At 70.0% G+C, this 18,037-nt stretch carries 18 protein-coding genes and 1 tRNA gene; 5 read left to right on the forward strand and 14 right to left on the reverse strand.

What is annotated here, in order from left to right; translation table 11 throughout:
• Positions 1 to 91: 91 nt before the first annotated feature.
• The 7 genes from AC3A46_RS05415 to AC3A46_RS05445 all read right to left on the reverse strand — a co-directional run bounded on the left by AC3A46_RS05415 (position 92) and on the right by AC3A46_RS05445 (position 8,969).
• Positions 92 to 1,072, reverse strand: coding sequence for a Gfo/Idh/MocA family protein (locus AC3A46_RS05415; RefSeq protein ID WP_487664174.1), 981 nt, complete (start codon positions 1,070 to 1,072; stop codon positions 92 to 94).
• A gap of 56 nt (positions 1,073 to 1,128) precedes the next feature.
• A complete protein-coding gene (locus AC3A46_RS05420) occupies positions 1,129 to 1,995 on the reverse strand; it encodes a sugar phosphate isomerase/epimerase family protein (protein ID WP_487664175.1) in 867 nt (288 codons plus the stop codon).
• Between the two features lie 5 nt (positions 1,996 to 2,000).
• Positions 2,001 to 2,834: an SDR family NAD(P)-dependent oxidoreductase gene (locus AC3A46_RS05425; protein ID WP_487664176.1), complete on the reverse strand. Its 834-nt coding sequence runs from the start codon at positions 2,832 to 2,834 to the stop codon at positions 2,001 to 2,003.
• Positions 2,835 to 2,921: 87 nt separating this feature from the next.
• On the reverse strand, positions 2,922 to 3,719 hold the full coding sequence (locus AC3A46_RS05430) for an SDR family NAD(P)-dependent oxidoreductase (RefSeq protein ID WP_487664177.1): 798 nt from the start codon (positions 3,717 to 3,719) through the stop codon (positions 2,922 to 2,924).
• A 3-nt stretch (positions 3,720 to 3,722) separates the two neighbouring features.
• Positions 3,723 to 4,952 carry a glycoside hydrolase family 1 protein gene (locus AC3A46_RS05435; RefSeq protein WP_487664178.1) on the reverse strand — a complete coding sequence of 410 codons (1,230 nt, stop codon included), beginning with the start codon at positions 4,950 to 4,952 and terminating at the stop codon, positions 3,723 to 3,725.
• 37 nt (positions 4,953 to 4,989) lie between these two features.
• Positions 4,990 to 7,647 (reverse strand): family 78 glycoside hydrolase catalytic domain, encoded by a 2,658-nt coding sequence (locus AC3A46_RS05440; RefSeq protein ID WP_487664179.1) that lies wholly within the window; start codon positions 7,645 to 7,647, stop codon positions 4,990 to 4,992.
• 26 nt (positions 7,648 to 7,673) lie between these two features.
• Positions 7,674 to 8,969 (reverse strand): MFS transporter, encoded by a 1,296-nt coding sequence (locus tag AC3A46_RS05445; protein ID WP_487664180.1) that lies wholly within the window; start codon positions 8,967 to 8,969, stop codon positions 7,674 to 7,676.
• Positions 8,970 to 9,227: 258 nt separating this feature from the next.
• Between AC3A46_RS05445 and AC3A46_RS05450 the strand changes: the two genes are divergently transcribed.
• Positions 9,228 to 9,776 (forward strand): TetR/AcrR family transcriptional regulator, encoded by a 549-nt coding sequence (locus AC3A46_RS05450; protein WP_487664181.1) that lies wholly within the window; start codon positions 9,228 to 9,230, stop codon positions 9,774 to 9,776.
• Positions 9,777 to 9,892: 116 nt separating this feature from the next.
• On the opposite strand, the gene AC3A46_RS05455 is transcribed toward AC3A46_RS05450, so the two are convergent.
• Positions 9,893 to 9,966 (reverse strand) — tRNA-Pro (locus AC3A46_RS05455).
• A gap of 131 nt (positions 9,967 to 10,097) precedes the next feature.
• Here AC3A46_RS05455 and AC3A46_RS05460 point away from each other — a divergent pair.
• Positions 10,098 to 10,685: a GNAT family N-acetyltransferase gene (locus AC3A46_RS05460; protein WP_487664182.1), complete on the forward strand. Its 588-nt coding sequence runs from the start codon at positions 10,098 to 10,100 to the stop codon at positions 10,683 to 10,685.
• Positions 10,686 to 10,695: 10 nt separating this feature from the next.
• Here AC3A46_RS05460 and AC3A46_RS05465 read toward each other — a convergent pair whose 3' ends face one another.
• A complete protein-coding gene (locus AC3A46_RS05465; RefSeq protein ID WP_487664183.1) occupies positions 10,696 to 10,821 on the reverse strand; it encodes a hypothetical protein in 126 nt (41 codons plus the stop codon).
• Between AC3A46_RS05465 and AC3A46_RS05470 the strand changes: the two genes are divergently transcribed.
• Together AC3A46_RS05470 and AC3A46_RS05475 are read left to right on the forward strand one after the other, a co-directional pair.
• Positions 10,820 to 11,497, forward strand: a complete 678-nt coding sequence (locus AC3A46_RS05470) for a lysoplasmalogenase (RefSeq protein ID WP_487664184.1) — start codon at positions 10,820 to 10,822, stop codon at positions 11,495 to 11,497. The two genes, AC3A46_RS05465 and AC3A46_RS05470, sit on opposite strands and share 2 nt — an antisense overlap.
• The gene (locus AC3A46_RS05475; protein WP_487664185.1) at positions 11,497 to 11,874 is read left to right on the forward strand and encodes an RNA-binding S4 domain-containing protein; all 378 of its coding nucleotides are present in this window, start codon (positions 11,497 to 11,499) and stop codon (positions 11,872 to 11,874) included. Before AC3A46_RS05470 ends, AC3A46_RS05475 begins: the two co-directional genes overlap by 1 nt.
• Here the strand turns inward: AC3A46_RS05475 and AC3A46_RS05480 are convergent.
• From AC3A46_RS05480 to AC3A46_RS05495, 4 genes are all read right to left on the reverse strand, one after another.
• Entirely contained in the window at positions 11,789 to 12,163 is a 375-nt protein-coding gene (locus AC3A46_RS05480; protein ID WP_487664186.1) for a hypothetical protein, read from the reverse strand. The genes AC3A46_RS05475 and AC3A46_RS05480 overlap by 86 nt on opposite strands.
• A gap of 117 nt (positions 12,164 to 12,280) precedes the next feature.
• A complete protein-coding gene (locus tag AC3A46_RS05485; RefSeq protein ID WP_487664187.1) occupies positions 12,281 to 13,903 on the reverse strand; it encodes a LuxR C-terminal-related transcriptional regulator in 1,623 nt (540 codons plus the stop codon).
• Positions 13,900 to 14,784, reverse strand: coding sequence for a hypothetical protein (locus AC3A46_RS05490; protein ID WP_487664188.1), 885 nt, complete (start codon positions 14,782 to 14,784; stop codon positions 13,900 to 13,902). The genes AC3A46_RS05485 and AC3A46_RS05490 overlap by 4 nt, the downstream gene beginning before the upstream one ends.
• Before the next feature lie 250 nt (positions 14,785 to 15,034).
• Positions 15,035 to 15,937 (reverse strand): NUDIX domain-containing protein, encoded by a 903-nt coding sequence (locus AC3A46_RS05495; RefSeq protein ID WP_487664189.1) that lies wholly within the window; start codon positions 15,935 to 15,937, stop codon positions 15,035 to 15,037.
• A gap of 83 nt (positions 15,938 to 16,020) precedes the next feature.
• Here AC3A46_RS05495 and AC3A46_RS05500 point away from each other — a divergent pair, with 83 nt between their 5' ends.
• Positions 16,021 to 16,449, forward strand: coding sequence for a GNAT family N-acetyltransferase (locus tag AC3A46_RS05500; protein ID WP_487664190.1), 429 nt, complete (start codon positions 16,021 to 16,023; stop codon positions 16,447 to 16,449).
• Positions 16,450 to 16,497: 48 nt separating this feature from the next.
• Here the strand turns inward: AC3A46_RS05500 and der are convergent, their stop codons facing one another.
• Positions 16,498 to 18,036 (reverse strand): ribosome biogenesis GTPase Der, encoded by a 1,539-nt coding sequence (der, locus tag AC3A46_RS05505; protein ID WP_487664191.1) that lies wholly within the window; start codon positions 18,034 to 18,036, stop codon positions 16,498 to 16,500.
• Position 18,037: the final 1 nt, after the last annotated feature.

Here is an 18,037-nt window from a genome sequence, read left to right on the forward strand (position 1 = left end):
GTCTGAGACGACCGCAATGCTAAGTCGGCGGATCGACGGCCGAATAGAACCGAATCGTCACGAACAGCAGCAAAGCGGCGCGCGTGTTCGGCTACGTCGCAGTGCCACGCGCGGTCGACATTCCCGCGAGGACCGCATCGAGCGTGCGAGTGATCGCGAGCGAATCCGAATGCGTGTGCCACGGGTGCTCGAGGCTCCCGCGCCCGATCGCATCGGTGACCGCGGCGAGCATCGGCCCGTAGCCGTTCCCCTGCCGGGGATGCTCGATGACTTCAGGGCCGCCGAAGATCCGCTCCACCGATCCCGCGTGCACGCGGGCGCGGGATCCGGCCCAGAACATCGGATCGATGGTGATCCACCCCCGCTCTCCCGTGACGGTCGCCGTGAGATCGAGGAAGCGGATGCCCGACCACGCGAGCTGCGCGAAGGCCCGGTCGTATTCGAGCGTGGCGTGCCCGTCGACGTCGGTGCCGTCCTCGAAGACACCGGATGCCGCGAGCGAGGTCGGCTCGCCGAGGAACCAGTGCGCGAGGGTGACCGGGTAGATGCCGCGGTCTCGCAGGATGCTGCCGCCCTGTGCGGGAGTGAGGACGCGGCCCCGCGCCTGGAACGGCGTGCCGAAGCTCGCCCGGACGCTGTGGGCTTCGCCGAGGAGACCGTCACGGACGCGGTCGATCACCTCGACGTGGAGCGGATTGAACCGCATCCACATGGCCTCCATCGCGAAACGCCCCGCCGCCCTCGCCGCCGAGTACACGCGCTCGGCGTCCTGGGCACTCGTGGCGATCGGCTTCTCGATGAGCACGTGCTTGCCGGCCGCGAGCGCCGTGACGGCGATTTCGGCGTGCGTCTGCGCCGGCGTGGCGATGTAGACCACGTCGACGTCGACCCGGGCGAGGAGTTCGTCGAGTGACACCGTCGAGAACGGGATGCCGTGGGCTCGAGCGAAGTGATCGGCTCGGTCGGGCGACCTCCCCCACACCGCAGTGACGGTCGCGTCTGGGAGCGCGGTGAGGTCGGCCACCAGCTTCTCCGAGATGTCTCCGGTGCCGATGATCCCCCATCTGAGCATCGTTGCTTCCTTCCGTTCGAGGCCGTGCGAACCCGGATCGGGTTCGCCGGATATGTCTAAGGCAGCAGCCGCCGCAGCACCTGGGCGCTCACCTCGGCGCTGCGCAGCGGCGACCCGTCGATCCAGTTCTTGTGGGTCTCGACGACGACAGCATCCATGCGCAGGGATGCTGCACGGCCGACGATCGCGTCGACCGACAGGTTTCCCGCGCCGAGCTCGACGCTGTCGACCTTCACGATGGGGGTCATCGTCGGACCCGTGACGCGCGAACCGCGGTCGGTGAGATGGAGCAGACGCACGCGCTCGCCGAGCGCGTCCAGCAGCGCGAGCGGATCGGCCCCCGCCGTGGCCGCCCAGAAGCAGTCAAGTTCGAACCCGACAGCATCCGGATCGGTCAGTTCGATCAGCACGTCGAACGCGGTTCGCGATGGACTCACGCGCCGGAACTCGGCGGTGTGATTGTGATAGAGCAGGCGCATGCCCGCGGCGGCGAGAACCTGACCGGCGGCGTTCAGGCGCTGCGCCAGCTGCACCACCGCGCTCTCGTCGCCATAGTCGAACCGGTACATGCCGGTCACCACGATGGTGCGCGTGCCGAACTCGGCGGCCCGCGCGACAACGGCGGCGGGTTCGCGTTCGATCGTGCCGAGGTCTTCGTGCAGCGCGACGACCGACAGCCCCGACTCCGCGACAAGTTGCGGCCAGTCGAGCCGCCCGCCGCGGCCTACCGGCATGCCCGCGACCTTCGTAAGCGCGCGCACGAACAGCGGTGTCGGGCGGGTCATGAAGCCGTTGAGCTCGATCCCCTCGAACCCCGCCGAAGCCAGGCGCGCGAGCGTAGCGCGCGCCTGGCTCTCGGTGGAGGTCACTCGGCCGATCTGGATCTGCTGGATCGCGCGCAGCGGCCGGTCCGTGGCAGGCATGTGGATCAGAGCGTCTCGCCGGCGTCAGCCATCAGCGTGCTTCCGGTCATGATCATCGAGAGGTCGCTCGCGGCGAAGAGCACGACGCGGGCGATGTCGTCAGGGGTTCCCATACGGCCGATCATGCTCTTGGCCATGACGTCGAGCGGGGGCATCTCGATCCCGGCCGCGGCGGCGGCCTCGGCCCCGGCCTTTGCGGCGGCGAGGTTGCCCTCGGTCGGCACGAAACTGGGGGCTACACCGAGCACGCGGATGCCGAGCGGGGCGAGGTCGACCGCGAGCGATTTGGTCATGCCGAGGGCCGCGTGCTTCGAGCCGACGTAGGCGGCCATTCCCGGGAACGCCACCTGGACGCCGGCGGTCGAGACGATGTTCACGATGACCCCGCCCGACCCGTCCGCCGACATCCGGCGCGCGGCCTCGCGGGCCCCGAGGAAGACGCCACGAGCGTTGACGGCGAAGGTCGCATCCCACATCTCGTCGGGCATCATCGTCACGGGCGCGTTCGGGAAGATCCCGGCGTTGTTGACCCAGATATCGATGCCGCCGAGTTCGGCGACGGCGAGGTCGGCCGCCGCGGCAACCGACGCCGCGTCGGCGACGTCGGCGCGCGTGCTCACGACTCGGACGCCGTACCGCTCCGACAGCTCCGCGGCCGCAGCCTCCGCGGCGTCGGCGTTGAGATCGATCAGCAGAAGGTCAGCGCCTGCTTCGGCCAGGCGCGAGGCGATGGCCTTGCCGAGGCCCTGCGCGGCGCCGGTGACGACGGCACGGCGTCCCCCGAGTGAGAGAAGGTCCGAAAGCGGGCGGTCCGAGACATCGGCGAACGGGAATGACATGGGTGCTCCTTTGCGTGCTGAGTTCAGCGGTTTCGTCTGGGTGTTCGAAGGCGGGCGCTGACGAAGAGGACGTCAGCGCCCGCAGCGTCAGTTGAGCAGGGCGCCCATCTGCTTGGCGATGAGCGTGGTGGCACGCCGAGGGCTGAGACGCGACAGCTTGTCCATCGCGGAGGCGTCGCTCCCGATCGTCGCGCGGTACTTGCCCTTGACCATCGCGTCGACGATCGTCGCTGCCGCCACAGAAGGCGGTGTCGTCTTGTACGCGGGTGCGTCCTGCGACCCGTCGGACAGCGCGACGCCCGAGTTGGCGGCGATGTCGGTGCCGATTGCGCCCGGGAAGATCACCGTCACAGCGACGGATGTGTCGAGGAGCTCGGCGTAGAGCGCCTCGGTGAGCACCTTCACCGCCGCTTTGGATGCGCCGTAGACCGCCTGACCGGGAACCGGGGCATAGGCGCCCATGCTCGCGACATTCACCAGAGCAGCTTCGGGACGCGAGGTCAGAACCGGCAGGAACGCCTTGACCATGTTCATCGTGCCCCAGAAGTTCACGTTCATGACCTTCTCGATCTCCGCATACGGCAGATCCGCGACCTTCACGAACTTCTGGATCACGCCCGCGACATTGATCACGCCATCGGCGGGGCCGTGGGACGCCGTGACCTGCGCCGGCAGCGCCTCCACGGCATCCCTGTCAGTGATGTTCACGACGTGCGCAGTGAACCGGGAACCGGCATCGGCGAGCTCCGCGGTCTTCTGAAGGCCGGCGTCGTTGAGGTCGATGCCGGCAACCGAAGCGCCGGCGGCGAGGAGCTGAAGCGTCACCTCGCGGCCGATGCCGTTGCCGGCGCCGGTGACGACGAACGTCTTACCCGAGATCTTCAACGGTCAGCCCTCTCGCGACAGCGCGTTGCGCTGCGCCACCTCGCCGAGCCAGCCGAGGCTGGGCTTCGCCGTGCGCGCGAAGGTGTCACGGTCGACGGCGATGAGGCCGAAGGTCGGCTCCCAGTGGCCCCACTCGAAGTTGTCGAGCAGCGACCAGTGCAGGTACCCGCGCACGTCGATTCCGTCGTCGATCGTGCCGAGCAGGCCCCGGAGCGCCTCGTCGGTGTAGCGGATGCGCTGGGTGTCGTCGGCCGTGGCGATCCCGTTCTCGGTGATGAGGATCGGCGTGTGCTCGCTGACCTCCCATGCGTGACGGACGGCCATCGCGAGCGAGTCGGGCCGGAAGGCCGTGCCGACGAGCGTGTTGTCGGGGTGCGGCGGGTGAGGCACCAGTCCGTTGGCGTCGACCTGCTGCGAGCTGTAGGCCTGGACGCCGACGAAGTCGTCGCCACGGCTGCCCTCCCAGTACACGTCCTCCTTGCCGTAGCGGATCTGGAGGAGCTTCTCCTCCCCGCCCGGGGCTGCCGTGAGCGCGCCGGCGGCGATCGTCCAGCCGACCTTCGCGCCGGTGCGCTCGCGCACGATCGAACGGGCAGCGTGGTGGATGCGCGTGAACAGTCGGCCGATCTCGGGGTCGGCGTAGGTGAGGAACTCGCTGTGCGTCTGCTTCTTCTCGTCGTCGCCCTCGGCTTCGACGGTGGGGCTCGTCCATTCGCCACCCGAGGCGGCGAGGTGGCGCATGGCGGTCATGATCGCGGCCTGCATGTTGGGCTCGTTCATCGTGACGACCCACTCGACTCCGTCGAGGATGGTGCAGGCCTGCTCGACGAAAGCGCAGAACAGTTCCTGTGCGTCGGGGCCGTCCCACCCGCCGAGGGCAGCGAACCACTGAGGCGTCGTGAAGTGCTGCAGCGTCACGACCGGCGTCACGCCCCGCTCGAGGCAGAACTCGATCATCCGGCGGTAGTGCGCGAGCTCGGCCTTCGAGAAGTGCCCGCGTACGGGTTCGATGCGCGACCACTCGAGGCTGAACCGGTAGGAGGTGAGGCCGGCATCGGCGAGCAGCTGGATGTCTTCGCGGTAGCGGTGGTAGCTGTCGACGGCGTCGCCCGACAGCTCCATGCCCGGCATCATCTGCTCGCGCGCCCACCAGTCGCTGTTGACGTTGTTGCCCTCGATCTGGTGGCCGGCAGTCGCCGCACCCCACAGGAAGCCGTCGGGGAAGCTGGTCATGTCGTTCTCTCTTTCGCGTCGATGCGTCGGATGCGCGTCACCGGGTGGCGACGGCGAGGGTGGATGCCGGGAATCCGGCGGTCTGGTCGAAACGGCCCGGCCCGGCGGCATGGACGGTCCCGTCCGGGAAGACGATGCGCGCGGCGGTTCCGGCGGGGATGTCGGCGACGATGCGGATGCTGTCGCCTTCGATGTGCCACTCGACGGCGATCTCGCCCTGCGGTCCGGTGTGGGTTCCGCGCGCCCAGGTCATGCCCGGTGCAGGCAGTGGAGCGATCGTGATCTTCTCCCACGCGATCGAGCCGGCATCCTGCCGGAGTCCGAGCGTGTGGGTGTGGAGGAACCGGATCACGGCGCCCTTACTGTAGTGGTTGAGCGACTCATGGGCGTCGCCGTTCTCGTCGATGCCCTCCCAGTCCTCCCAGATCGTGGTCGCACCGCGGTCGACCATGTACAGCCAGGACGGTGCGGTGCGCTGGGCGAGCAGCGCATAGGCGACATCGGCGCGCCCGGCGTCTGCGAGCACCGGGAGCAGGTCGCCCGTCGCGAGGAACCCGGTGCCGAGGTGAGTTCCTGCGTCCTGGATGAGCTCGACGAGCCGGTCGAGTGAGGCAGCGCAACGGTCGGCAGGGATCAAGCCGAACGACAGCGCGCGCACGTACGCCGCCTGGGTGTCGGTGACCGTGGTGCCGTCGCTGTTCAGGTAGGCCTGGCGCCACGCGTCGGCGACCCGCTCGGCGGTCTCGGTGTAGCGCGCGGCATCCGCCTCGTATCCCAGGATCTCGGCGATCCGTGCGACCGTCGCAGTCGACCGGTGCAGGTAGGCGGTGCCGACCTCGCCCTTGTCGGCCATGAACCACGCCATCGGGTTGTGCTTGATGGGGTCGATCCGGTTGCCGTCGACATCCCGCTCCCGCGGCTCGGTCCACTCACCCCAGTGGAACGTGCCGTCCCACAGATACTGCTCGAACGGCTCCGGCTCAGGGGATGCCTGAGCACGGCCGTGGTGGCGCGTGGTGCGCGCCTTCTCGAGCGCCCACTCCACCCAGCGCGCCATGGCGTCGTAGTTCTCCTCGAGAACCGCGCGGTCGCCGTACGCGAGATACATCTCCCACGGCACGGCGACGATGGCATCGCCCCAGCCCGAAGACCCGGTCATCATGGCGAACTGATCGTCGAGATGGTGCTTGATCCGGCGTCCGTCGGGCGAGAAGTTCGCGATGCGTCCGTCGTCGAGCTGGTCGTCGCGCACCGACTGCAGCCACTTGCGCGTGAATCCGAGCACGTCGTACAGACGCGTCGCCGTCGGCGCGAAAACCTGGTAGTCGCCGGTCCACGCGAGACGCTCGCGCGTCGGGCAGTCGGTGGGCACATCGACGGCGTTCCCGCGGAAGCTCCACTCGGCGATCTCGTGCAGGCGGTTGAGGTCGTCGTCGCTGCTCTCGAACGTGCCGGTGCGCTTCAGGTCGCTGTGCACGATCTGCATGGTGATGGATGCCGCGTCCACCGGTTCGTCCGCACGCGAGACGCGGGCGTACCTGAACCCGTGCACCGTGTGGCGTGGCTCGAACACGTCGCCCGCAGCGCCGGCGACGACCTCATCGCGCTGCACGAAGACCTTGCGACCCTCAGGCCGCTCGGAGTCGAGGTGAGCCGTCGACAGGTCGCCCGAGGCATCCACGTACTCGCCGTATTCGATCACCGTGCGCGTGCCCGGAGCACCCAGATCGGTGAGACGCACCCAGCCCGACGCGTTCTGGCCGAAGTCGATCACGGTGACGCCGTCAGCGACCTGGGTCACCGCGACCGGGGCGCGAGATTCGAGCACGCGCACGGGCGGCGCCGGCGACCACGCGATCGATGGCGCATCGACGACGGCGCCCACGCGCACCGCGGTCGGGGCCTCGGGCGTCGCGGCGAAGTCGACCGTCTGACCTCCCATGAGGTCGGCCCGGGTCGTGGTCGACGGCGCGCTCGTCCAGGTGCCGTCGGTGACGATCACCTGCGTGGTGCCGTCGGCGAGCCCCACGCGCAGCTCCGCCCGCACACCGAGCGTGGTCCCCCAGCCTGCCGGCAGCCGGAAGGCGCCGACCTGTCCGCGGTACCAGCCGTCCGAGAGTTCGATGTCGATGCGATTCGCCCCTGCTTCGAGGAGGGCCGTGACGTCGTGCGCCTGGGCATAGAGCGTCCGGTCGTACGACGTCGACCCGGGCGCGAGCTCGTCGCTGCCCACCCGCGATCCGTTCACCGTCGCCGTGTAGACGCCGAGCGCGGTCGCGTACAGGCGCGCCGATGCGATCCCCGCGGGGAGGGCGAACGTCGCACTGAGCACGTGGGCGGGTCGTTCTCCGTAGCCCGGATCGTCCGCCTCGACCGGCGAGATCCACTCGGCCGTCCAGTCGGCGTCGAGCAGCCCCGCCTCGAAGGCCGCCGGCTGCGACCACGAGGCATCGGGCGCCGCCTGCCGAACTCTCCACTGCACGCGGGTGCCGCTGCGGAGCGCGGCGAAGGGCCACTCGATGAATCGGTGCCCGCGAACCTCGGCCATGACGACGGGACCACCGTCGATCGTCGCCTCGACGATGTGCAGGTCGGAGCCGTCGCTCGCGAATGACAGACGAGGGCGATCGCCGGTGACGACGAATTCATCGCCGCCGCTGTCGACGGACAGGGCGAAGGGGGCGTTGCGCGACATGAGGATTCTCTCTCGGGCCGGGTGGATCAGCGGACCGACTTGACCTTGAGCAGGATGATGAGCCCGCCGATGAGGGCGAAGACGGCACCCGTGAGATAGAGCAGGGTGTAGTTCTTCACGTCACCGACCGCTCCGATCGTGATCACGACGCCCGCGATGAGCGGCGCGACGGCGCTGGGGATCTTCTGCGCGAACTGGATCACGGCCATGTAGCGGCCTGCCTGATCGCGCTCGGGGATGATCGCGTAGACGATCGCCTGGTCGACCGTCGCGAACACCGCGATGGCCAGCTGCATGAGGACCGCGCCGATGATGATCTGCGGAAGCGACCACGCGGTCGCCTCGGCGATCGCGCCGACCACGAACAGCAGCGCGGCGATCATCACGAACAGGCGACGGCGCTGGAGCTTGTCGGAGAGGAAGCCGCCGACGATGGCGCCCGCGGCGGCGGCGAGCACGCCGATCATGCCGACGGTGGCGACGATTCCGGCCACCTCGCGCACGGGCAGGTCGAGGCGCTGGGCGTAGAAGAAGGTGCCGAACGTCGTGTTGAAGTACAGGCCGACGAAGAACACGAAGCGGCCGAGCCAGTTCCAGGCGAAGTCGGGGTACTTGCGCACGTTGAAGCCGTAGCTGGTCACCACGGACTTCACCGTGACGTGGTCCCCCTGAGGAAGATCCTTCGAGCTGCCCTCCGGCTTGATGAGGGGGAACAGCGCCAGCAGCAGCGCGCCGATCGCACCGGGAACGACGAAGATCAGCAGCGTGCTCGACGACACCGCGTAGGCGACGCCGATGCCGAGCACCGGAGCGATCTGGGTCATGAGGCCGGTGAGCGCCGAGACCTTCCCGCGCTGGGCCTCGGGAAGCTTGTCGGCCTGCAGCGTCTGCAGTGCCGCGCCCGCGATCGACCATCCGGTCATTCCGAGGACCCAGCCGGCGCCGACGATCAGCAGGCTCGGCGCGAGTCCGATCACCACGAGACCCACCAGGCCGATCGCCGTGCCGAGGTAGAGGAACGGGGTGCGGCGCCCGAACCGCGAGCGCGTGCGGTCGCTCCAGATGCCGATCAGCGGGCTCACGATAAGGTAGACGAGCTGCGCCGAGCCCGTGATGTAACCCAGCACCTCTTCGTGGCCTGGAGCGAGCTCGGTGATACGCACCGCGATGCCGTACGACAGCGGCACCATCATCGCCATCGATGCGCCGAAGCTGGCGAGCATGAGCCAGAAGATGTAGCTGCGGCTCATCGGCTGCTGGGGCTCTGACCCGGCTCCGCTGAGCGCAGTCGCCTCGTCCCGCTCCGTGAGGTTGTTGGTCACCGTGACTCCTTCATCGTGTGATCCGATCCCGCTGCCGCGCGTGATCGCGAGCAAGCCGAGGCCCGCCAAATGTAACCGACATGGTTATCTTTCCTGAAGAGTAACCATGCTGGTTACGATTAGCAAGCCGGCCAGAGGGATGAAAGACTCAGGAGGGTGGAGATGAACGGCATGGATGCCTCGGCAACGGCGGTTGAGAGCGCACATCCTCGCAGGCGAGGGCCTTACGCGACGACCCCCGCGCGGCGAGCCCAGATCGTGCGCGCTGCGCTCGCGAGCATCGCCGAGCACGGCTACGAGCGGGCATCACTCCGCGACATCGCCGCCCGCGCCGACGTCACGCACGCCGCGCTGCTGCGTCACTTCGCCGACAAGGGAGAACTCCTTGTCGCAGCCCTCGCCCAGCGCGACGCCGACGACGAAGACTTCGCCCGACACATCATGGAATCACGGGTGCCGTCCGAGCAGGTGCTGTCCGCCGTCCTCAGGAACGAGTTCTCGCACCCCGAGCAGGGGCGCAACTGGCTGGCGATCACCGTCGCCGCGACGAATCCGGAGCATCCCGCTCACGAGTTCTTCGTCGCGCGACGCGAGCGGATGCGCTCGCACCTGTCGAGCCGACGCTTCGGCACCGACGAGGACGGCGAAGAGATCAGCGCCGACGACAAGGTCACGATGCTGGCGGCGATGATCGACGGTCTCCGCATCCAAGCGCTCATGGACCCCGGTCACGACGTCCTGCCGCTGCTCGAGGTGTTCATGCGATTGATCTCAACACCGAGCGCGGAAGCCGATCCGCCTTCTTGATCCCCGACTGACTCGGGTCGTCTCGAGTTCATGCGCACCGAAAGCCGCAGTCGCGGCACGAAACGACAAATCCCCGGTGAGATTATTACCATCTCACCGGGGATTTTTCTGAACCGTCGGGATGACAGGATTTGAACCTGCGACCCCTTGACCCCCAGTCAAGTGCGCTACCAAGCTGCGCCACATCCCGTTGGCCCCGCTCGCGCGCGGACAACTCCCCCATCCTACCCGCTGCGCGGACGCCTCGCGAACCGAGGCGCACCCGGGCGTGGCATCCGCCGATCGCTTGCCGGTGTCGGTGGCGCGCATTAGCGTCGCGACATGGCGAACATCACCATCGAGCCGGCCACCGCAGATCGCTTCGACGACGCGCAGCACGCCCTGAGCGGCGGAGGTGACGGGCACAGCTGCCAGTGCCAGTGGTGGATGATCACGAACGCCGAGTGGCAGAAGGCGTCGCAGGCGCAGCGCGAGTCTCTGCTGCGCGACGAGATCGAGGCGGGTCCCCCTCCCGCTCTCATCGCGTACGTCGACGGCGAAGCGGCTGGCTGGGTGCGGATCGGGCCGCGCGCGACGCAGGTGCGGATCGGCCGCACGCGCAACTTCACAGATGCGTCGCAGGAGCCCTGGGACGATGACTCGGTGTGGTCGGTGAGCTGCTTCGTCGTGCGCAAGGACCACCGCAACCAGGGCCTCAACGCGAAGCTGCTCGACGCGGCGATCGACTACGCGCGTGCAAGCGGAGCGCGGGTGATCGAGGCTTATCCGCTCGACCTCGATGCAGGCAAGAAGATCCCCGTCAACGACATGTTCCATGGTGTGCTGTCGACGTTCAAAGCTGCCGGCTTCCGCGAGGTGGCACGGCCGAAGCCGCACCTCGCGATCGTGTCGCTCGACCTCGCGGGGTGAGCCCGAGACGTCAGTGCACCGGCGTCGGCTCCCGACGCACCCGATCGACCTCGAGCACGACGACGACGAGGCCCATCCGGGCCAGCACATCGGTCATGCGACGATTATGGTTGCCCTGCGTATCGAGGAGGATCATGCGTCGGCTCTGGATCGGGTTCGTGCCGTACATCGCGGTGTCGATCGTGCACGTCGCGGCGCTCGCGGTGGGCTCCGACGCCGTCGCCGCGCCCACCAAGCTCGCCCTGATGCCGCTTCTCGGCCTTGCGGTCGTGTGGGGCGCGTGGGGCGCCCGCTGGACGCCCACCCACACCCTGCTCATCGTCGCCATCGTGCTCTCGTGGCTCGGCGACGGGGCCGGCACGTTCGTCCGATGGCTGCCGACGGTGCCGATGATGCTGCTCTTCTTCGGCCTCGCGCACCTCTGCTACATCTGGCTCTTCTGGCGGAAGCTCGCCGTGCGCCGCGTCCCGCTCTGGGCCGCCGTCTATGCCGTGTGGTGGGTGGTGCTGCTCGCCGTGCTGTGGCCGCACCTCGGCGGGCTCGCCGTCGCCGTGGCGATCTACGGACTGGTGCTCGGCGGCACCGCCTTCGCCGCGTCGCGCTGCCGTCCGCTCATCGTGTGGGGCGGCGTGTTCTTCCTCACGTCGGACTCGGTGCTGGCGTTCCGCCTGTTCACCCCCGATGCCATGCCCGACTGGACGAGCCCGCTCGTCATGCTCACCTACTGCCTCGGCCAGGGGCTCATCGCGGCGGGCGTGCTGGTGAGCGTGCGGGCGCGGCAGACGGCGCCGACGCCGGCGGTGATTCCCTGATGGATGCTGCGACCCCGGGCAAGCCCGTGCGCGTGGACGCCTGGCTGTGGGCGATCCGGATCTACAAGACCCGCTCCGCCGCGACGACGGCCTGCCGAGCAGGCCATGTGCGGGTGAACGGCGAGCGGGCGAAGGCCGCGCAGGGAGTCAAGCCCGGAGACGAAGTACGGGTGCGGATCGACGGGTTCGATCGCATGCTCGTCGTGCGTCAGCCGATCTCCAAGCGCGTCGGCGCCCCGCTGGTCGCGACGGCGATGGAGGACCGCACTCCCCCGCGCGATCCCACGCCGATCATGGCGCAGCGCGACCGCGGCGCGGGTCGGCCGACCAAGCGCGAGCGCCGCGAGATCGACCGCCTGCGCGGCCGCGAGGAGTGACGGCGTCCTCGCGGCGGTTCCGGCGGGAGGCTGCACGACGCTGTCCGGCGCACAGCACCAGCATGATGGCGCACGACACCAGGTAGAACGTGTGCAGCGCCCAGATCGGACCGATCGGCAGGCTGAACACGTACAGCGAGTACACGACGTTCGCCGCGTTGATCATCCCGAGGCTCGACACGCTGTACGACGAGACATCGCGCGTGCGCAGCGCCTTGCCAAGCATCGGCAGATTGCTGACCGCGAATGCCACGGTCGAGACCGTGCCGGCGATGAGCGGGACGTCCATGGCCCCACCGTAGGTGTCACGCCCCGCAGGCCGCGTCGGACGAAACGCCCATCTTCGGGTCACCGCCCGCATGGGTCATTCTGTGCAGGCGACCGGTCCCGCGCAGCGGCGACGGGATCACACCACGCCGTTCTCGTAGGCATAGGCCGTCGCCGCGGCCCTCGTCGACAGGCCCAGCTTTCCGAAGATGTTGGCCAGGTGACGCGCCACGGTCTTCTCGCTGAGCGACAGCTTCGTTCCGATGGCGCGGTTCGTCAGGCCGGTGGACACCAGCCGCAGCACCTCCAGCTCGCGCGGTGTGAGGACACCGGTGCGGCGATCGCCCGTCATCTGCGAGAGCTCGGCGACGGCCGGTGCGGCGCCGAGCGCCAGGAACACGGCGCGGGCCGCCTCGAATTCGGCCTGCGCGGCCGCGGCCTGGCCCAGAGTCTCGAGCGCGCGCCCCGAGAGCACGCGGCTGCGCGCGGCTTCGTACGGGGCACCCACCTCCCCCCACGCGCGTACGGCTCTGCGCGCGGCGTCCGCGGCGTCTGTGGCGCGCCCCTCGCTGAGCAGCACCCGCGCCTCGGCGGTCGCCACGGTGGCGTCGAGCATCGGCGTGAGGATCACGCGGCGCGGATCGCGGAGCTCCTCGAGCGCGCGACGGGCGGCTCCGCAATCGCCGGCGGCGACTTCGATCTCGATGAGCGCGGGCAGCAGATGCCGGCGGGTGACAGGGTCCACGCCCGCCGCGCTTCGGCGGATCTCCTCCTGAGCGCGCGCGGTGCGTCCGAGCGCGAGATGCAGCAAGGACGCGCCGGGCTGCGGTTCCCATCCCGATTCCCCTGCCCGCCGGTAGGACTCCTCCGCCGAGTGGAATGCGCCGCGGAGACGGGACAGCTCGGCGAGCTGATACGGCGCGCCCCAGACCGCCCGGTAGTCCCCCGCACGAAAGCGTGACAGGGCGAGCTCCACGGCGGTGGCCGCCTCGGCCCACGCCCCGCGCACGAGGAGGAGCGCGGCGTCGAGGGCGCGGCATTGGCCACTGAATGCCACCAGCTGGGGCTGCTCGCCGCACCACCGGTCGAGCACCGCCGTCCAGGCACGTGCGCGGCCCAGGTCGAAGGCCAGCAGAGCATCGGAGATGGCAGCGCACGAGATCACGCCCGTCGGGAGCGGGTCGACCTCACCTGCGGCGACCGCGGCCATCGCACGATCCAGGCGCGCGAGGCCCTCCGCTGCGGCCCCGGCCCCGATGAGCGACTTGCCGAGGCCGAGCCCTGCGAAGGCGGCGAGCTCGGGGGCGTCCTCACGATCTGCGAGTTCGAGGATCTCCTCGAACGCGTGCACCGCCGCCGCGGCGTTCCCGCTGCCGAGCTGACCGACGGCCGGCGCCAGACGTACGAAGCCTGCGAGCGCACCGGGTGCGGTCATCGCGTCGACGATCCGCATCGCGCGAGCAGCCCACAGCACGCTGTTCGTGAAGTCGCCCTGTTCGATCAGGTTGAGGGCGAGCCACCCCGCTGCCCGGGCGGCCCCGGCGGTGTCCTCATCGCTCAGGTGCGCCGCGTAGGCGCGGGCGAGTGCGTCGTCCGAGGTTCGTGGTTCACCACGCAGCAGTGCGGCGGTGGCGAGCAGCTGCAGATCGGATCCCGAGAGGCCGTCGCGCGCGTCGACGCGCGCGAGCGACTCCAGCGCGTCCGCCCAGCGGCGGTCGGCCACGGCCGCTCGGCCAGCGTGGAGGTCGCTGGAGGAGATCATGTCGCTCCCCCGTCGGTCCGCACACCGGCCTTGCGTCGCGGCCGGATCTTGCGCCACCAGGTCACGACGGCGAGGGTCCCTGCGCCGACCGCGGTCGCGATGATCACGATGAGCGGCCAGTTCACCTCGAACCAGTACGCGGTGCGGTGCAGCAGCGAGGCCTCGACAGTCACATCGGTCGTGAACGACGCGAGGTTGCGACTGGCGTAGCCCGGATCCCCCGCGGCGTCTACCACGACGATCGCGGGTCGCAGCTCGAGACGCAGCTGCTGGTCGACCGGCTCCAGAGCGGTGACCGTCCAGGACCACTCGACGACTCCCTTCGGGCTGAACTCCTGCACGATCCATCCTCCGACCGACTCGGTCGGCTCCTCCGCCACGCTCAGCGCATCGCCTACAGCGGTCAGCCTGGCCGCGACCGTGCACTTCACCAGAACTTCCTCGCTCACCGCGGCCCCGTCGCCGACGTCGACGACCTCGTCGGCCGGCAGCGGCTCGGAACGGACGTCGAGGGCGGCGTTGTAGTTCACCGCGCCGTCCACGGGCACGGAGAGATCGCTGGGGTAGTCCACCTTCCCCTCGCGCCACTCCTCGACGCCCGCCTCGCATCGTTCCTGGAATCGCGCGACCGCAGCGTCGGATCCGGGCGAGGCTCCGGGCTCCGGCGTCGGCCCCGCTGTCGGCAGGCCGGGCCCGACCTGGCCGCCGCCTTCCGTGGGCTCGGCCGAGGGCTCGGCCGAGGGCTCGGCACCGGGCTCCCCCTCCCCGTCTCCCTCATCGCCGCCACCGATCGTCGGCTGCGTGGAGGGCACGGCGGTCGGTTCCGGTCCCGAGTCGGCGACGTCCGCCGCACATCCGGACAGCAGGAGCACCACGGTCACGGCGAGCGCCGCGCGACCGCACTCGCCGACGACTCCCGGCTTCGGCTTCCTGCTGCCGCCACCGCCCATGGCACGTCCCGTCCTCCGCGCCAGGGCCGATGGTGCATCCACGCAGGGTCCGAAGCGCTCCCGTCTCCGGCGTCCGGCCCTGACGTCATGTGAGAGCCTCCGAGCAGCCGCGGAGATACCGCATCCTCGCGACCGGCCGCGATACCGCAGGTGCCGCGGCGCGGCGAGCGCGTGGCTCGCGTCAGGCGTCGAGCAGGTCCAGCAGCCAGCGTACGCCGCGGACGGCGGCTCCGGCATCCCTCACCCGCTCGGCGAGCCCACGGTCGCTCGTGACCACCGTCACGACACGACCTGCGGCGACGGCTCGCTGCGCCGACGCGACGATGGCGTCGTCACCGGATGCCTCGGCCCGCACCATCTCGACGCCCGCGGCGGCGTCCACCCCGCGCGCCTGACCCTCGACGACCGCGGTCCACTCCGGGTACCAGGTCTGCTCGGCCATCTCCAACGCGGACGCCGGCACACCGTGCGCGGCGAGGTCGGCGACCCGCGCGATCAGGCGGGAAGCCGCGCCCGGGCGGTCGCGCCACCAGCCGTCGGGCACAGAGCCCATGACGTTCGCGATGTCGACGATGACCGCCGGCCGCACGCTGAGCAGGCCGCGCAGGTTCTCCCACGAGGCCGCGAACCCGGGGTGCAACGGGTACTGGGCGACCTCGCCGATGGGCACCCAGGCGAGCTCGCGGCTCTCGGGGTCGCTGATGGTGGGCTGGAACGGCACCACCACGTCGCCCACGACGGTGGTGTAGCTCCAGTAGCCGAGATCGAAGACGCTGAGCACTCGGGGCTGCACCGCGGCATCCGGCACACCGGCCTCCTCGGCGGCCTCGCGCAGCGCGCCGTCGCCGGCCGACTCGCCCTCGTGGCGCGCGCCGCCGGGCAGTGCCCACGTGTCGCCGAAGTGGCTCCACGAGACGCGATGCTGCAGCAGCACGCCCCGTTCCGCGTCGACCGCGAGCAGGCCCGCGGCCCCGAACCGGCCCCAGTAGCGCTCCCCCGTCGGCGCCACGACCCACGCGTCCCCGGGGTCGCGGGGTCCGTGCGGACGGCGCGGCTCACCGGGGGCGGCAGGCTCGATGGTCACCCTGCCAGCCTGTCACACGAGCGGGCCGCGAACGCCGAATCGGCCCCGCCGGCGTCACCTGGGGACTCGCCACAATGGGATGCATGGATTACGAACTCGACGACGACCCGGCCCGCATCCAGCGAGACGCCGTGTGGGCCTGGCTTTCGACCGAGGCGTACTGGGGAGGCTGGCGCACGCGCGAGCAGGTCGAGACGCAGATCGACAACGCCTGGCGGGTGGTCGCCGCCTACCACCGCCCGACCGGCGAGCTGGTCGGCTTCGCCCGAGCAGTCTCGGACGGCGTCGGGTTCGCCTACCTCGCCGATGTCTTCGTCGTCGACGCGCACCGCAGGCAGGGACTCGGCAAGCGCCTCGTCCGCCTCATGATCGACGACGGCCCCGGCGCCGACATGCGCTGGACCCTGTTCACCGGCGATGCGCACGGCCTGTACCGGCAGTTCGGCTTCGCCGCGCCCGACGCGACCGCGATGGTGCGCCCCGCGCTGCATCGCCACGGCGCGCAGTCATGAGCGAATGGCGGATGCCTCGGGGCGAGGCATCCGCCATCTCGAGGTCCGTCAGCGCTGGCGACGCTCGCGCACGCGCATGTTGATCACGATCGGCGAGCCCTCGAAGCCGTACAGCTCGCGCAGCCGCCGCTGGATGAAGCGGCGGTAGCCCGGGTCGAGGAAGCCGGTCGTGAACAGCACGAAGGTCGGCGGGCGCGTCGAGGCCTGTGTGCCGAACAGGATGCGCGGCTGCTTTCCGCCGCGCAGCGGGTGCGGGTGCTCGGCGATGAGTTCGGTGAGGAACGCGTTGAACTTCCCCGTCGGGATCCGCTGATCCCACGACTCGAGGGCCGTCTCGAGCGCCGGAACGAGCTTGTCGAGGTGGCGACCGGTGCGCGCCGAGATGTTGACGCGGGGCGCCCACTGGACGTGCGCGAGGTCCTGCTCGATCTCGCGTTCGAGGTAGCGGCGGCGGTCCTGGCCGTCCATGTCGTCGTCGTTGAGGCGATCCCACTTGTTGTAGGCGATCACGAGCGCACGACCCGACTCGAGGACGAGGTCGATGATGTTGAGGTCCTGCACGCTGATCGGCTGGGTCACGTCGATCACGACGATCGCGACCTCGGCCTTCTCGAGGGCAGCCGACGTGCGCAGCGAGGCGTAGAAGTCGGCGCCCTGCTGCAGGTGCACGCGACGGCGGATGCCGGCCGTGTCGACGAAGCGCCACAGCTTGCCCCCGAGCTCGACGATCTCGTCGACGGGGTCACGCGTGGTGCCGGCGAGCTCGTTGACGACGACGCGCTCCTCGCCGGCGGCCTTGTTGAGCAGCGACGACTTGCCGACGTTCGGGCGGCCGAGGATCGCGACGCGGCGCGGGCCGCCGATCTCGGCCTTGGCCACGGCCGACACGTCGGGCATGACCTTCACGACCTCGTCGAGGAGGTCCGCGACGCCACGGCCGTGGATGGCCGAGACCGGCCACGGCTGATCGAGGCCGAGGTTCCAGAGCGCCGCGGCCTCGGGCTCCTGGCGGGCGTCGTCGATCTTGTTGGCGACGAGGAAGACGGGCTTGTTCGCCTTGCGGAGCAGTCGCACGACGTGCTCGTCGGTCGCGGTGGCGCCGACCATCGCATCGACGACGAAGAGCACGACGTCCGACAGGTCGATGGCGACCTCGGCCTGCGCGGCCACCGAGCGGTCGATGCCGCGGGCGTCGGGCTCCCACCCGCCGGTGTCGACGAGCGTGAAGCGGCGGTCCATCCACTCGGCCTTGTACGTGACGCGGTCGCGCGTGACACCGGGGGTGTCCTCGACGACGGCCTCGCGGCGGCCGAGGATGCGGTTCACCAGCGCGGACTTGCCGACGTTCGGGCGACCCACGATCGCGATGACCGGGAGCGCCGGCAGGAACTCGATGCCGTCCTCGCCGCGGACGATGCCCGCGAGCAGCGCCGCGTCTTCGTCGTCGAGGTCGTAGTCGTCGAGGCCGACGCGCAGGGCGACGGCCCGCTGCTCGGCGAGCTCGTCGTCGAGGTCCGCGAGGTTCTCGGCGAGGTTGTCGTCGCCTGCTTCGAACTCGTCGAAGTCGGCATTGTCATCAGCGGCCATC

The sequence above is a fragment of the Microbacterium sp. Soil_C_42 genome, assembly GCF_057656735.1.

Coding starts and splice junctions, on each gene's coding strand:
- AC3A46_RS05415 (WP_487664174.1), bottom strand. CDS start 1,072: ATGCTCAGATGGGGGATCATCGGCACCGGAGACATCTCGGAGAAGCTG.
- AC3A46_RS05420 (WP_487664175.1), bottom strand. CDS start 1,995: ATGCCTGCCACGGACCGGCCGCTGCGCGCGATCCAGCAGATCCAGATC.
- AC3A46_RS05425 (WP_487664176.1), bottom strand. CDS start 2,834: ATGTCATTCCCGTTCGCCGATGTCTCGGACCGCCCGCTTTCGGACCTT.
- AC3A46_RS05435 (WP_487664178.1), bottom strand. CDS start 4,952: ATGACCAGCTTCCCCGACGGCTTCCTGTGGGGTGCGGCGACTGCCGGC.
- AC3A46_RS05440 (WP_487664179.1), bottom strand. CDS start 7,647: ATGTCGCGCAACGCCCCCTTCGCCCTGTCCGTCGACAGCGGCGGCGAT.
- AC3A46_RS05460 (WP_487664182.1), top strand. CDS start 10,098: ATGGCGAACATCACCATCGAGCCGGCCACCGCAGATCGCTTCGACGAC.
- AC3A46_RS05470 (WP_487664184.1), top strand. CDS start 10,820: ATGCGTCGGCTCTGGATCGGGTTCGTGCCGTACATCGCGGTGTCGATC.
- AC3A46_RS05465 (WP_487664183.1), bottom strand. CDS start 10,821: ATGATCCTCCTCGATACGCAGGGCAACCATAATCGTCGCATGACCGAT.
- AC3A46_RS05475 (WP_487664185.1), top strand. CDS start 11,497: ATGGATGCTGCGACCCCGGGCAAGCCCGTGCGCGTGGACGCCTGGCTG.
- AC3A46_RS05480 (WP_487664186.1), bottom strand. CDS start 12,163: ATGGACGTCCCGCTCATCGCCGGCACGGTCTCGACCGTGGCATTCGCG.
- AC3A46_RS05485 (WP_487664187.1), bottom strand. CDS start 13,903: ATGATCTCCTCCAGCGACCTCCACGCTGGCCGAGCGGCCGTGGCCGAC.
- AC3A46_RS05500 (WP_487664190.1), top strand. CDS start 16,021: ATGGATTACGAACTCGACGACGACCCGGCCCGCATCCAGCGAGACGCC.
- der (WP_487664191.1), bottom strand. CDS start 18,036: ATGGCCGCTGATGACAATGCCGACTTCGACGAGTTCGAAGCAGGCGAC.